The 14,667-nt window shown below is 46.7% G+C and carries 15 protein-coding genes and 1 riboswitch; of the genes, 11 read left to right on the top strand and 4 right to left on the bottom strand.

All coding sequences use genetic code 11. The features are described 5' to 3' along the window. Positions 1–7: 7 nt before the first annotated feature. Positions 8–1,297 (bottom strand): DUF2515 family protein, encoded by a 1,290-nt coding sequence (locus ACUC6J_RS19945; RefSeq protein WP_447249330.1) that lies wholly within the window; start codon positions 1,295–1,297, stop codon positions 8–10. A gap of 235 nt (positions 1,298–1,532) precedes the next feature. Here ACUC6J_RS19945 and ACUC6J_RS19940 point away from each other — a divergent pair, with 235 nt between their 5' ends. The 8 genes from ACUC6J_RS19940 (at position 1,533) to ACUC6J_RS19905 (ending at position 9,614) form a co-directional block, all read left to right on the top strand. Then, on the top strand, positions 1,533–1,877 hold the full coding sequence (locus ACUC6J_RS19940; protein ID WP_447249329.1) for a thioredoxin family protein: 345 nt from the start codon (positions 1,533–1,535) through the stop codon (positions 1,875–1,877). A 215-nt stretch (positions 1,878–2,092) separates the two neighbouring features. Further along, positions 2,093–3,025 carry a COX15/CtaA family protein gene (locus tag ACUC6J_RS19935; protein WP_016820002.1) on the top strand — a complete coding sequence of 311 codons (933 nt, stop codon included), beginning with the start codon at positions 2,093–2,095 and terminating at the stop codon, positions 3,023–3,025. A 129-nt stretch (positions 3,026–3,154) separates the two neighbouring features. Further along, positions 3,155–4,921, top strand: a complete 1,767-nt coding sequence (locus tag ACUC6J_RS19930) for a UbiD family decarboxylase (RefSeq protein ID WP_031462169.1) — start codon at positions 3,155–3,157, stop codon at positions 4,919–4,921. Between the two features lie 55 nt (positions 4,922–4,976). Next, positions 4,977–5,696 carry a Cthe_2314 family HEPN domain-containing protein gene (locus ACUC6J_RS19925; protein ID WP_447249328.1) on the top strand — a complete coding sequence of 240 codons (720 nt, stop codon included), beginning with the start codon at positions 4,977–4,979 and terminating at the stop codon, positions 5,694–5,696. A 130-nt stretch (positions 5,697–5,826) separates the two neighbouring features. Continuing rightward, a riboswitch (SAM riboswitch) is annotated at positions 5,827–5,965 on the top strand. Between the two features lie 136 nt (positions 5,966–6,101). Next, positions 6,102–7,124: a methionine ABC transporter ATP-binding protein gene (locus ACUC6J_RS19920; RefSeq protein ID WP_016820006.1), complete on the top strand. Its 1,023-nt coding sequence runs from the start codon at positions 6,102–6,104 to the stop codon at positions 7,122–7,124. After that, positions 7,121–7,789: a methionine ABC transporter permease gene (locus ACUC6J_RS19915; protein ID WP_016820007.1), complete on the top strand. Its 669-nt coding sequence runs from the start codon at positions 7,121–7,123 to the stop codon at positions 7,787–7,789. The genes ACUC6J_RS19920 and ACUC6J_RS19915 overlap by 4 nt, the downstream gene beginning before the upstream one ends. 74 nt (positions 7,790–7,863) lie before the next feature. Next, positions 7,864–8,706: a MetQ/NlpA family ABC transporter substrate-binding protein gene (locus ACUC6J_RS19910; protein WP_016820008.1), complete on the top strand. Its 843-nt coding sequence runs from the start codon at positions 7,864–7,866 to the stop codon at positions 8,704–8,706. A gap of 143 nt (positions 8,707–8,849) precedes the next feature. Beyond that, entirely contained in the window at positions 8,850–9,614 is a 765-nt protein-coding gene (locus tag ACUC6J_RS19905; RefSeq protein ID WP_016820009.1) for an SDR family oxidoreductase, read from the top strand. Between the two features lie 91 nt (positions 9,615–9,705). Here the strand turns inward: ACUC6J_RS19905 and ACUC6J_RS19900 are convergent, their stop codons facing one another. Further along, on the bottom strand, positions 9,706–9,951 hold the full coding sequence (locus tag ACUC6J_RS19900) for a NifU family protein (RefSeq protein ID WP_013372910.1): 246 nt from the start codon (positions 9,949–9,951) through the stop codon (positions 9,706–9,708). Between the two features lie 88 nt (positions 9,952–10,039). Between ACUC6J_RS19900 and ACUC6J_RS19895 the strand changes: the two genes are divergently transcribed. Further along, positions 10,040–10,297, top strand: a complete 258-nt coding sequence (locus ACUC6J_RS19895) for a YuzB family protein (RefSeq protein ID WP_016820010.1) — start codon at positions 10,040–10,042, stop codon at positions 10,295–10,297. A gap of 117 nt (positions 10,298–10,414) precedes the next feature. Here the strand turns inward: ACUC6J_RS19895 and ACUC6J_RS19890 are convergent, their stop codons facing one another. After that, complete coding sequence (locus tag ACUC6J_RS19890) at positions 10,415–11,482, bottom strand: NAD(P)/FAD-dependent oxidoreductase (RefSeq protein WP_019688528.1); 1,068 nt, start codon at positions 11,480–11,482, stop codon at positions 10,415–10,417. Between the two features lie 202 nt (positions 11,483–11,684). After that, positions 11,685–12,791 (bottom strand): aminofutalosine synthase MqnE, encoded by a 1,107-nt coding sequence (gene mqnE, locus ACUC6J_RS19885; protein ID WP_434659390.1) that lies wholly within the window; start codon positions 12,789–12,791, stop codon positions 11,685–11,687. Positions 12,792–13,163: 372 nt separating this feature from the next. Here mqnE and ACUC6J_RS19880 point away from each other — a divergent pair, with 372 nt between their 5' ends. Both ACUC6J_RS19880 and ACUC6J_RS19875 read left to right on the top strand, forming a co-directional pair. Continuing rightward, entirely contained in the window at positions 13,164–13,523 is a 360-nt protein-coding gene (locus ACUC6J_RS19880; RefSeq protein ID WP_016820013.1) for a HesB/IscA family protein, read from the top strand. Between the two features lie 253 nt (positions 13,524–13,776). Next, positions 13,777–14,547, top strand: a complete 771-nt coding sequence (locus tag ACUC6J_RS19875) for an S-layer homology domain-containing protein (RefSeq protein WP_153794593.1) — start codon at positions 13,777–13,779, stop codon at positions 14,545–14,547. Positions 14,548–14,667 lie beyond the last annotated feature (120 nt).

Below are 14,667 nucleotides of genomic sequence, written 5' to 3'. Positions count from 1 at the left end.
CCTCTGTTCAATGAAAGGACCTAAAGCTGTTATGAGCATCACGGGCCATTGCTGTTTTTTGTATGCCGTGGCGATGCTCATGGCGCATAGCAAATAACAGAGGCCGTCTTGGTTCACTGATATGCCCAAGTGTAGAACCGTCCTGAAACCAGTCATAACGGGGAATCGGATCATAGGCTGTATCTGACCAAACGGCGTTCAGTTCCGGGCTGTACAGACGTTGACTTGGCGGGAGCCATTCATGTGCTAAAAGCGTTGCACTCTCTTCTGGAGAGCGCAGCGCTTTTTGTTCATTCGGAGTGAACAGTCCCGGCCAATAGTCGCTGCGAGAACCGGTATGCGGCACGCTGGCAGCAAATGCGGATGCCTGATCCAGTACCTGCTGATGGCCAAATAACATAGCGTAGAGACTTTTGCCAAAGCCGATCCGCTCGTCCAGATGGCCGAAACGCTCCATGACAAGTCCGGCAAGGCCACCGTTTAGCCCAAGCGGAAATATAACTTGATTGAGCTGAAGCCAGTCATGCAAATAAAAGCCCGGCTTGTGTGTCACAAATTTTTGAAAATACGGATCTTTCACGACACGTCCTTCAATATAGTTTTGTTCATTAATAATGAGCGCCACCGTCAAAAGAGAACTATCCCGCCAAGCCCAGAAACGTTCCCAAAAGGGCTTCATGAATGGCGAAACGTGAAAATAGGGCAACAAATGGAAGCAACTTCGTCCCAAATGACGGCTGTGCATGTAAAGCTGCAACTGTGGATAAGCATCCTGAAAAATAAGAGCGTTACAGCGCTCAAGTAGTCGATACAGCCACTCCTTTTCCTGTTCGCCGAACAGGTCGCCAATGAGCTCTCCTTTCAGATCAGTCATATTATAGCCGCCATTACGAGAAACCAGATGGGCCAGTAATGCCCAGTGTAATTCCGGGTAGCCACGATAGCATTCAAGGTAAGCGGCAGTGCGCGTGATGTTGCTGCGATTCTCCTGTGCTGTATCGTTCTTGATCCGCTCCAGCAGCTCACAGTCTGTTTCGCATAAGGGCATATTAAGAGAAGAGGGACGCGTAGCGGGTCCGTTCACCAGCATTAATGCTTCAGCTTCATTCATGGCGGCTTGTGCCGAATGATAATCCCACGGCAGTTCACGTAAGGGATAGCGTAATTTACGGGATTCGGTCCAGGCCGCACGTTTGCCCTCCCATGCCTCCTCCGCAACACGCGGAACGGAGCTCAGTAGCTTGAGCCCTCCCTGAAGCTGTCGAGATGCCACATGGAGCCATTCGGTGAGAGACATGTTTAAATAACCTCCTTTCAAGTGCAGGCATCCCCGTATTCCACTAAGTATGTTGGGTATGCTGTTAGAATGTCGTCGCTTATGTGGATTCTTAAGTATATCTTTAGTATGCCTCAATGAGAGGGCTTCCAATCGGCATGTGAGCATAATAGGGGTGTGTGCAAAAGCTTCACTTGGCGTTACAATAGAAACTACAGGATTTCCTGCATAAAAGAAGTTCAAGGAGGAATTATGTATGCAAAAAATCGTCTCTCATGAAGACTTTAATAAGGCAATATCCACTTCAGGTGTAACGGTAGCTGTGTTTAAGGCGGACTGGTGCGGGGATTGTCATTTTATTGGTCCGTTCATGCCTGATGTGGAACAACAATATGCAGACAAGCTTACATTAATTGAGATTGATGTAGAGCAGGCCGAAAGTGTCAGTCAAGAGCAAAATGTTCTAGGGATTCCCAGCTTTATCGCTTACAGTGAAGGGCGAGAACTGGTACGTCTGGTGAACAGGCTGCGTAAATCCCGCGAGGAAATCGAGCAGTTTTTGGACCGGGCTGTAGAAGTCCATGCTAACTTGGCAAAATAAATGATAAAGGTATGTATGAGGGCTCCGAAGGGAAACCTAATCATCACGATATACAGAAAGCCGCTTCCTTCCGAAGGAGGCGGCTTTCTTACGGACACGTTCACATTTTGTCAACAAAGCTCGTATGTCAAGGAACGATATATCAGTTATAATTACTTTAAGTGATCATTTCACAACATCTAAAGTGAATAAATATTATATTTGGAAGGATACGGGTGAATTCATTGAATAACAAAATCAGAATACTAAAATGGCTGGCACTCGTAACATGCATTGTCATGTTTTTGGCTACCTTCGGTGGAGGTGTCGTGACGCGAACGGATTCGGGTCTCGGCTGTGGACGAGAATTCCCGCTTTGTAATGGTAAGCTGGTTCCGGCACATACCATCGCATCCCTTATTGAGTTCTCTCATCGCTCCGTCAGTGCCATGGCTGGAATTCTTTCTATTGCCTCGTTTGTCGGCTTTTTGCTGTTTATGAAGCATCGGAAGGATTTACAGCTATTCTCGTTGCTCACGTTATTGTTTGTTATCATACAAGGTGCGATGGGGGCGTTGGCTGTCATCTTCTCCCAATCGGCTGCAGTCATGGGACTGCATTTTGGCTTTGCGCTTATCGCTTTTGCCAGTGCGACTATGATGACGCTGGGAGCCTGGCAGGAGCATGCGGATTCACGCTACACTCCACGTCTGATTCCTGGGCGTGTCAGTCGGGGCTATCGTAACTTTATATGGCTATCAACGATCTATACCTATATTGCTGTTTATTCAGGAGCGTTGCTTAGTCATTCGGTCATCCAGAAGGTTGTAAATATTGGGGGCTTCATATCTCCACTGCTGCTTCATCAGATTTCAGCCGGACTGCTGTTCGTCATTATTTTGGCTGTGGGTCACTACTCGTACCGTTATCACCCGAATCACCGGGATATTCGTACCCTAGGTGTCGTATCGGTCGTATTGATCATTCTTCAAGTAGTGATTGGCATTATCTTGCTGTACGTCAACAGACCTGAAATTTACATGTTTATCGTGCTGGGACATATGCTGGTGATTGCATCGTTGTTCTCCGTTTTGGCTTATCTGAGCTATCGTGTATGGCAATTGTCACCGGACCGCAAGCTTGTTCCGACCCAAGCACAGCGTACCTAAGCGTTTCGTAGATCATTATAAAACGTATTTTGCCCAAGAGGCGTTGAAACACGTATAATAACATCATAAGAAACAAACCAGGCCCACGAGTTTCTCGAGGGCTTGATTTGCTTAGGAGGAATCATCCAGTTGATCTACCAGAATTTGCGCCAATTTATTGAAGCGCTGCGAAAAGAAAATGATCTTAAAATTATAGAAGCACCTGTCGATCCTTATTTGGAGTTGGCTGAGATCCACCGAAGAGTCATTGAGGAAGAGGGCCCGGCACTGCTGTTTACCAATGTCAAAGGAACCCCGTTTCCTGTAGCCAGTAATTTGTTCGGCACGAATCGCCGTGTGGACATGGCTTTTGGCCCTCGTCCAGAGCAACTGATGGATGCAATTGTAGGTGCGACCAAGACGCTGCTTCCACCTACACCCAAAGCGTTGTGGAATGAACGTGGCCTGATTAAGGACATGCTAAAAGTAGGACTAAAAACAGTATCTCATAACGAAGCTCCTGTATTGGGCGTTCGCCGTACGGATGCTCCGCTGGCTCCGCTGCCTAGAGTAACCAGTTGGCACGAGGATGGAGGACCGTTCATTACGCTTCCGCTCGTGTATACCGAAAAGCCAGGCCATTCCAAGGACCATAATTTGGGGATGTATCGCATCCAGATTTATGATGATCAGACGACAGGGATTCATTGGCAAATCCATAAAGGCGGCGGCTTCCATTATCATGAGGCAGAGCTGCGTAATGAGCCGTTGCCTACGACGATCATCATCGGTGGCCCGCCTGCTCTGATTGCGTCTGCCATTGCTCCTGCCCCGGAAAACTTGCCAGAGCTGTTGCTGGCTTCTCTGATTATGGGGGGCAAGCTGCCCATGACAGAAGACCCGCTTGGAGGCCATCGCATTCCGGCAGAAGCCGAGTTTGCGATCAGCGGCTATGTGCCGCCTCATGAACGTCGCCCGGAAGGGCCGTTTGGCGATCATTTTGGCTATTACTCATTACAACATGATTTCCCTGTGTTTCATGTCAAACATATGCATCACCGCAAAGATGCCATTTATCCGGCAACCATTGTAGGTAAGCCACGGCAGGAAGACTACTATCTCGGCGAATTTTTGCAACGTCTGTTGTCGCCCGCCTATCCGCTTGTGATGCCTTCCGTCAAGTCGTTATGGGCATATGCAGAAACAGGTGTACACGCGCTGGCAGCGGCAGTCGTACGTGAAAGCTACTCCCGTGAAGCGCTGGTATCCGGCTTTACCATTCTGGGTCAAGGTCAATTGTCGTTGACCAAATTCCTGATGCTGACGGATCGGGTGATCGATTTATCCGACTTTAACCTGTTGCTAGAAACCATTTTGGAGCGATTTAATCCAGCCAGAGATTTGTTTATTTTTAACCATACGTCTCACGATACACTCGATTACACGGGCCGCAAGCTGAATCACGGCAGCAAGGCGATTCTGATGGGGGTAGGCGAGCCTGTGCGTGAATTGCCTCGCGTTTATGAAGGCGGCGATCTGCCGGGAATTCGTGAAATCGAACCCTATTGCGGAGGTTGCCTGGTTATATCCGGCTCGTCCTTTGAGCAGGAGCCTGAACTCGCTGCGCGTGTATTGGAGCGATTAGCTGCGGGTGAGCAAGAGTGGCCGCTTGTCTTTATCGTGGACGATGCCAAAGAAGTTGTTCGCTCCCAAGCCTCGTTCCTGTGGACGGTATTCACACGCTTTAACCCGGCTACAGATATGTACGCCGACAGCGAAGTACGTTTGCATCACCTGAACTATAAGCTGCCGATTGTAGTGGATGCACGTATGAAGCCAGGCTACCCTGATGAGGTGCTACCGCGTGAGGATATAGTTAAGCTTGTAGATCAACGGTGGACGAGTTATTTCGCTTGACGCCTATTCAAGCATCTAACAGCCGGATTTTACAGATATGAAGGAGGCGTGAAGCATGATACGCAAGCTATTGGGCGAGCCCCCACGTGAAAATCATGGCGTCCTGCTGGATGCCATGAATAGCATGTCAGACATGTTACATTTGCTGGAACGGCAAATCCAGGCCAGTGGTGATCCTACCCATGACTTTCGGAAGGCGGATATTTTAACACGTGGTCTGATGTCGTCTTTGGATGAACTGGAGCAGAGCCATCATGCTGCCGCCTTTTTCCGTATGAGAGTGAAAGCCGGATACGCTGAAGATATGAGCAAGGATGAAAAATCCGATTATGCTTTGTATGTTTTCTTTTATAAGGATGGGTTTGTGCGGGTATTCTCTATTTTGGATAAGCTTGGTAACTGGATGAATGATTTGTATGATTTAAAAACAGGGCAGTATAAGGCGCATTATTCGTATTTTACCGTGTTGAGACAGCTCAAGTATCTCAAAATGCATCCTGTATTGACTGATAATTTAAATGATATCAAGGACACATACAACGATGCCATCAATCGCCTGCGTAAGCGTCGAAATACGGAAATACATTATATGAACACGGAAATGCAGGACGATCTCTGGCAACGTCACCGTGCTTTATATGGAAAAATCCAACTGGAGGACCTTGATCACCATCTGGAAGATTTGCAGCAGGGCTTGGAAATGGTATGCCAGTCGCTATCAAAAGCATTTTCTTATACTGCGAAACAATGGGAGAACCGGGCAGTGCGCCCATAATTATGACAGAAAATATCCTTTGACAAAGCAATGTAAACTATCTATACTGAAACCTAGTTTCAGAAAAATGCTTGAATTATTTTTTTTATATAAACTTAACGGACAGCTAAAGCTGGAGTTTAACATATTTTTCTTATCCAGAGAGGTGGAGGGACTGGCCCGATGAAGCCCGGCAACCCGTTCTTTCCCGGTGTAATGCACCGGGAGGGAACATATGGTGCTAATTCCTACAAAACCGCTAGAGTTATAGCGATTTTGGCAGATGAGAAAAGGTTCGCAAGGTGGGGCCCTTTTCATTCTGTGAAAGGGGCTCTTTTTTGTATAAATAAATAGTGATTTTATACAATCCCGAGAGATGACAACTGGTTAACAGGGTAAGAAAGAAGTGAAGGAGGTCGCAGCACGTTGATAGAGCTTAAGCAATTAACCAAGCATTATGGTAAAGGTAACCGACGCGTTAATGCGTTGTCCGGGTTGAACCTTTCTATAAAGCGTGGAGAAATATTCGGGGTGATTGGTCATTCCGGGGCGGGCAAAAGTACGTTGATCCGCTGTATTAATTTATTGGAACGCCCTACTTCAGGCGAAGTATGGGTAGATGGGGTTAACCTTGTGACTGTGAGTCAAGCCCAGTTACAGAAGCAACGCCGAAAAATCGGAATGATTTTTCAACATTTTAATTTGTTGTCTTCGGCGACAGTGTATGACAACATTGCATTTCCATTGCGGCTGGTAAATACCCCAAAGCAGGAGCTAGACAAGAAAGTTCGCGAGCTGCTGGAATTGGTGGGACTGAAAGAACACAGTGGAAAATATCCGTCACAGCTCTCAGGTGGACAGAAGCAGCGGGTAGGGATTGCACGGGCACTGGCTAGTGATCCGCATGTGCTGCTGTGTGACGAAGCGACGTCTGCGCTTGATCCGCAGACGACAGGGTCTATCCTGAAATTGCTGTTGGATATTAACCAGCGCTTTAATTTGACTATCGTATTGATTACTCATGAGATGCATGTCATTCAAAGTATATGTGATCGAGTTGGCGTCATTCATGAGGGCGATATCGTGGAGCAAGGTCCGGTGGCGGAAGTGTTTTTGAAGCCACAGCATCAGGTGACTAAGGATTTTATCCAGCGGGAGGCAGAACATCCTGAGGAATTACAAGCAGCGATTGCAGCAGCAGGTAGCGGCGAATCGGCACAGGTGGTACGTATCTCCTTCTTGGGCAGTAAAACTTATGATGCAATTCTATCGCGTACGGCTCGAAGTACAGGTGTTGATTTTGCAATCTTACAGGGCACCATCTCTACGATTAAAAACGTACCATATGGACAGCTGATCGTTCGTTTTGAAGGAAACCATTCAGATATAGAACATACGCTGCGCGAAGTGTCAGGGCAAGGACTCGATGTGGAGGTGATCGGACAATGAGCGAACTTGATTTTTCGCAAGTGAGTTGGGAAGAGCTAGGGAATTCTACTCTGGAAACCCTTCAGATGCTCGGGGCATCTGCATTGTTCACCCTCGTTATTGGTTTGCCGCTCGGTATATTGTTGTTTCTGGCAAGCCGTTCCTCGTTGACTCTGATGAAGGTGATATACGTTGTATTATCTTTCGTCGTTAACATTTTGCGTTCCGTACCATTTATCATCTTGATCGTCGCACTTATTCCTTTTACACGATCGTTGGTAGGTACCTCGACCGGGGTGCTGGGAACCATTCCGCCATTGGTTATCGGGGCTGCTCCTTTCTTCGCACGTCTTGTCGAAACGTCACTACGTGAAGTGGACAAGGGTGTCATTGAAGCTGCACAAGCGATGGGGGCTTCGACAGGACAAATTATCCGGCGTGTGCTGTTACGTGAGGCACTGCCGGGCCTGCTCGCCGCATTAACCATTACCGTCGTTACACTCGTATCCTACACGGCAATGTCCGGGATGATCGGGGGCGGTGGACTGGGTACACTGGCTATCAACTACGGCTATTATCGTTACGAAACGGCTGTAATGATCGTTGCGGTCGTGCTGATGGTCGTATTGGTTCAATTGCTGCAAATGGCGGGAGACCGTCTCGTGCGGCATTATACTCGAAAATAGGGAAAACATATAGATATCCTTATTGATCAGGACGTCTGATCCTGAATATTACAAATTATTGGAGGGGTAACAACATGAAGAAATGGGTATTGGCTGTATTGAGCTTGACATTAATTGCGGTACTGGCTGCTTGCGGTACAAAGAGCACAACATCGGATACAAACAATGCGGCCGAAAATACAGGCGGGTCACCCCGTGAAGTCGAACTGAAAGTTGGAGCTTCTCCTGTGCCTCATGCGGAAATTTTGGAAGCAATCAAGCCTCAGTTGGAAAAAGAAGGGGTTCGTCTTCAAGTCGTTCAGTTTAACGACTATGTACAGCCGAACGTGCAATTGTTTGACAAGCAACTGGATGCTAACTTTTATCAACATGTACCTTACCTGAATGTGATGAACAAAGAGCGTAAAATGGATCTGGTTTCTGTTGGCGCGGTTCATCTGGAGCCATTCGGTATCTACTCCCAAAAATATAAAAAGCTTGATGAACTTCCAGATGGTGCAACAGTAGCCATTCCGAACGATGCAACCAATGGAGGTCGTGCATTGCTGCTGTTGGAGAAACAAGGTCTGATCAAGCTGAAAGATGCTAGCAACATTGAAGCTACTGTAAAAGATATTACTGAAAATAAGAAAAACCTGAAGTTCAAGGAGCTGGAAGCAGCTATGCTGCCACGTCAGTTGCCTGAAGTGGATATTGCGTTGATCAACACGAACTACGCTTTGGAAGCCAAGCTGAATCCGACCAAGGATGCATTGGCACTGGAAGACAAAGATTCACCATATGCTAACGTGCTGGTAGCACGTCCTGATAATAAAGATTCCGAAGCGATCCAAAAACTGCTTAAAGCTTTGCAATCTCCAGAAACTAAAAAATTCATTGAAGACAAATATCAAGGCGCAATTATCCCTGCATTTTAAGCAGAAACTAAGAATGCGCTGAACGTAAACCCCAGCTTCTCTTGAACAAGAGGACTGGGGTTTCTTTTTGGTTGGAGTTGTAGGGATTGCTTAAATATTTTATACTTGGGGGTGACCGTTCTCTGTGAAGAGGAGGAAAACTGTTGAGAGACAAAGTCGCACTCATAACGGGTAGTGCCAAAGGTTTAGGTAAAATGACCGCTCTGCGTCTGGCTGATGAAGGTTGTGACATTGCCCTGAATTATGTCCATAGCCAGGCTGAAGCCGAAGCGCTTAAGCGGGTAATTGAGTCAAAGGGAGTACGCTGCCTGTCTTTACAAGCAGATATCTCGGTTCAGGAAGATATCACCAGGCTGATCGGTGAAGTGCAGGATCGGCTGGGCGGAGTCGATATTATGGTGAATAATGCTGGACCGTTCATCCGGGAACGCCGTCTGTTTGCGGATTATAGTGTAGCTGAAATTCATGCCATGATACAGGGGAATCTGGTCGGTACCATGTTGCTGGATCATTTGGTATTGCCGCACATGCGTAGCCAGCAATGGGGACGTATTATTCATTTTGGCTTTGGTCATGCTGGAGAAGCAAGGGCTTGGCCGCATCGCGCCGTCTACGCAGCTGCTAAGGTGGGGCTGGTGTCTTTTACGAAGTCACTGGCTGTAGAGGAAGCTCCCCATGGCATCACGGTCAATATGATCTGTCCCGGGGATATCCGAGGAGCGAACAAGGAAAAGTCGATTGCCGATGTCATCGGCATGCAGGATACAGAGACACCGCGTGGGCGTCCAGGAAGCGGAGAGGACATTGCGCGAGTGATCGCCTATTTGTGTGAGGAGCATTCGGATTTTATAACGGGTAATATTATGGATGTGTCCGGAGGATTGGACCCCATTCGGCCAACCATATAAGATCGAGAGATCCTTTAGACGTTGTAACACAAAAAAGAGTCTTGAGCTTCGTTACCGAAGTCAAGACTCTCTGATCATTATGCATCAAGCATTAGAATACTTGTACCACTTCTTGGACGCCTTCGACTTCTTCGAGAAGAGCGCGTTCAATCCCTGCCTTCAGCGTAATTGTAGAACTTGGGCAACTGCCGCAAGCGCCTACCAGCTTCAGCTTAACGATACCATCTTCAACGTCAACCAGCTCAACGTCACCGCCATCGCGTTGCAGGAACGGACGGAGCTTATCCAGTACGTCTGCTACTTCATCATACATTTGAACGCTTTGTGCTTCGCTCATTAGAATTCAACTCCTTTCCTATACCTTATTTATTATATTACAAAGCGGGCCAAATTAAAATGCCCGTCATCCAAAGCAGGTGAAAAAAATGTTAAGACCTATTATTGAATTTTGCACCAGTAATATGCATTTTGGTACCGATGAGATTATGTCCAAACTAGAACAGAACCCGGATTATGATGTGATTGAATACGGCTGCCTAAGCAATTGCGGTCAGTGTAACGCTGAGCCTTATGCGATGGTTAATGGTGAAATTGTATCCGCAGATTCAGCAGAGCTTCTGTACGAAGTGATTCTAAACAAAATTAAAGAAGCCGAAGCATGGGACAACCTGGATTTGGATTAAAAATAGAAGTCATCGGCAAGCCAGCTTCCTCTTGTAGGAAATATGTATTATTCATAGATGCAACAAACAAAGAAGACCTGCTCTGGAAGCAGGTCTTCTTTGTTGTTGAGTATCCAATTAGCCAAAATGGCGTTTGGACTTCCAGAGCACACCGCTCTTCAGCAGACGCGGCACTCGTCCACGCAAAGAGGTACTGCCCATAAAGCCATAACCAAACCCGGCCTTCTTGCCAAGTGCACCTAATGTACCACGTAGCTTTAAAGGATGCGGGTGAGGCGTTTGTCCTTTCCACAGGTCGCGTACAATGTGGGCAATCTGCTCACCTTGCACCTCTGCCGCCTGAGCGCTTGGAGAGTAAGGAAGGCTCGCACAGTCTCCGACGACGTACACTTCAGGATGATCCGGTATTTGATAATATTCATTTAGCACGATGCGACCCTGAGGGTCTTTAGGAACAGCTAAATCCTGCACAATTTTAACGGGCTGAATCCCGGCTGTCCATACTACCGCATCGGTCATAATTGGCTCATCACGGTTGTAAATAGCCCCTGGCTCAATACGGGAAACCGCAACGTGATTCAGCGCATTCACTTGATGCTCCTTGAACCAGGCATGTACATAAGCAGACAAACGTTGCGGAAATGCTGATAGCACCCGCTCGCCCCGATCCATAATCGTAATATTCAAATCCGCGCGGCTTTCACGTAACTCCGCAGCAATCTCGACCCCACTTAGACCGCCACCTACAATATGGACATGTCCATAAGGCTTGATTTCATTCAAGCGCAGATACGTTTGGCGGGTATGATTAAAGGATTGGATCGTACAGCTGTATTCTTCAGCTCCCGGTGTATTATGAAAACGGTCGGTACAACCTAGCGCGATGACAAGTTGGTCATAGGGCAAAGGATCACCATCTTGAAAATGAACCATTTTATTCTCAAGATCCATCGAAGTGACTTCTCCGTATTTGCGAATAAGGCGTTGTTCATCCGGAAAATGTACCCGCAAATCAAAATCAGATACGGTACCTGCCGCAAGGGCATAGTATTCTGTTTTCAGTCCCTGAAAGGGCATCCGATCCACTAAAATAACTTGAATATCGTCGGGAATGTGTTTATCCAGCAATTCTTTGGCAATGGTAAGGCCGCCATAGCCGCCCCCTAGAATAACGAAATTTTTCATCAAAATCCGCCGTCCTTTCGTTACCGTGTCCCCGGCAAATGGTCTGGTGTCTTGTCGATATAGCACAAGTTTTGTTGTTGTAAAGCCCGGAAAGGGGCCTGCCTTTAGCAGACAGACCGACGTGTTCCGGGGCAGCTTGAGGCTGCTTGGTGTGAGTAATGGGGATAAAATGCACGCGGGAAATCTGAATCCGATGTTACACTTATTCGAAAACTTCGATTTCGTTATAGAAGGTGTCACGTTCTACAGGTATGCGTCCAGCACCTTTGACCAGCCAGATTAGCTCTTTGCGGGTCAATCCGGCAGGAGTCAACGCACCTGCGGCATGGCTGATCTGCTCGCGCACAATCGTGCCATGGACATCAGATGCGCCAAAGGTAAGAGCGACCTGCGTCAATTGCGGACCAATATTAATGAAGTAAGCTTTAACATGGTCGATATTGTCCAGCATCAAACGGCTGATCGCAATGGTTTTGAGATCCTCGTAAGCAGAGTTGCGGCGCATGATGTTGGCGTTTTTGCTTTTCGGCTGCATGGACAGTGGGATAAATACCATAAATCCATTTGTTTCATCCTGCAATTCACGAATTTGCAGCATGTGCTCAATACGATCCTGATAAGTTTCGACTGAACCGTACAGCATGGTCGTATGAGTTTTCATACCGAGATTGTGGGCCGTACGATGTACTTCAAGATAGCGGTCCACATTGGCTTTGGTAACACGCATCTTCTTCCGATATTCATCGGATAAGATTTCCGCGCCACCACCAGTCAGAGATTGAAGTCCTGCCTTTTGCAGCTCTTGAAGAACTTCTTTAACACTCAAGCCGCTTATGCGTGTGAAAAAGTCAATTTCCGCTGCAGTGTATGCTTTCAGTGTAACGTTGGGATACTTTTCATTCAGTGCCTTCAATGAATCTACATAGTATTGGAAAGGCACATGATTATTATGACCGCCTACGATATGGAATTCTCTTACGCCTGGATGGATATGTTGCTCTACATAATCAATCATTTCCTGCCCAGACAACGTATAAGAGCCTTCCTCCCCCTGATCCTTGCGGAAATTGCAGAACGCGCAGCGCGCTTCGCATACATTGGTGAAGTACAGGCTCATGTTTTCGATAAAATAAACCTTTTTACCATTCTTGCGTAAATTAGCTTCGTTAGCCAACTGGCCCAGTGTGAGAATATCGTCAGTTTCATACAAATATATACCATCTTCGAGGTTCAAACGAATCCCGTTTTGTACCTTTTCTACAATTTCCGCCATTCTGCGGTCTGTATAAGGTGTAACTAATGTGGACATGCCTATTCCTCCTTCAAGTTGCTCTGTGCGAGGCTGTCCGCCGAATTAGCGGCATAAGCGCTTGATGCGCACAGGATGTCCCGTTCCGTCGGCAAGAATCCGGCAGCGCGGATATACGATATGTGAAAAATGTTACAATGCCAGGCTACAATGATGGATGTCTCATAATTTCGCCTTTGAAATGACAAATTTCCGACAGTTTCTTTAACACACTCTTCACCTATTATAAACCTCACACCACTGGTGTTCAATACAAACGAGTAGAAAAAGAGGTGTTTAAGCCTGTAACGGAAGGACATTCCATGACTTGAGCACCTGCAAATAAGAGAGTATACTGAAGGGGAGCATGAAGTAAAAGAGGAGGATGGAGCTATGATTAACATCACCGATTCCGCTGCTGAACGCCTGAAAGAAATGCTGGAGCAGCAGGAAACGCCGAATATGTTTTTACGTCTGGGTGTTACGCCAGGTGGATGTACCGGATTTTCGTACGCCATGGGCTTTGACGACAACGAGACGGATCAGGATATATATATGAATGTACAGGATATGAAAGTAGTCGTGGAAAAGGATAGTATCCGCTATCTGGACGGTCTGGAAATCGACTTTGAAGAGTCTGGTATGTCTGGCGGTTTCACGATTCATAATCCGAATGCTGTAGCTACATGCGGCTGCGGTTCAAGCTTCCGTACAGCTACAGATGCAGGGAAACCAAGCGAAGAACCTTGTTAATTTTTCGAGTGGTGGCCTGAACTATCTCTAAAGACACGCGTTTAGGTTACGGATAACGGCCTTTGTGACGAATTTTACTCGTTGCGAAGGCCGTTTTTGTGTCGTTTACAGAAGCTAATATGGCGCGTTACAACCTGATTATGCAGTGCTTTTTTTGTTTATGTTCATCTTCTGCTTAGGATATACCGATATAACATTAAGTCTAAAGAACTATTTTGTACATAATAATTTACCTAAAGGAAGTGGAAAAAAGATGTTGAAAAAGAAATGGCTGATTACCTCTATAGTTGTGGTGGCCCTGTTTTTCAGTCAATCCGCATTGGCGGCAAAAACGTTTCCTGATGTGGACGGTACAAAATATGAATGGGCTGCCGAATCCATCCGTTCGATGGTCGACAAAGGTGTTGTCAGCGGTTATAAGGATGGGACCTTCAAGCCAGGCAAAACTATAACAAAAGCGGAATTTGTCCATATGTTTCATAAACTTTTTCCAGAAATCAATTATTCAGCTGGTAAATCTTCAGAGTTTGTGGATGCGCGCAAGCACTGGGCGAATAAAGATTTTGCAGCCATATTCAATGGAGATTATGTTTGGCCGTTTGCTGAAAGTGTAGGGGCCGATTATCCAAACTATCAATTCTATGTCAAGCCCGACAAACCGCTGACCCGGTGGGATATGATGATGATTGCTTCAGTTCGAACAGACTATACTAATCAGACTCTTCATCCTGAGATTGCCGAAGTCATTTCCTCAGCTGCGCAGTACAACGATATCAAAGTTCGTAAGGCAAATTACAAAGACAATTTCTCTGCCTACTATCCGGTACTGTACATCGACCAAACGGGAGAAGAGTACTCCTATGATGGAGATTCCCAGGATCAAAAGGCAGAAGCATTCTACACCCTTACCAAGATGGGCGTCTTTACCGCTGACAATGGATACCTTCACCCAAGAACGCAGGTCACACGGGCCGAAGCTGTTACTGTTTTACAGCGTTTGTACGATGCCACAACCAAGAAGTGATTTAACAAGATTGTAAAAAGGAAGAGCGCTATCCCTAAAAAGGCTAGCGCTCTTTCACTTACGCCGTGTCACTTAATTTAATCACGAAAATTCTTGCCGTGGCTGTCTACATGCCTTAGT

The organism is Paenibacillus sp. JJ1683 (genome assembly GCF_053006485.1).
The sequence above is the reverse complement of the archived record's forward strand: the minus strand, read 5'-3'. Positions and strand labels throughout refer to the sequence as shown.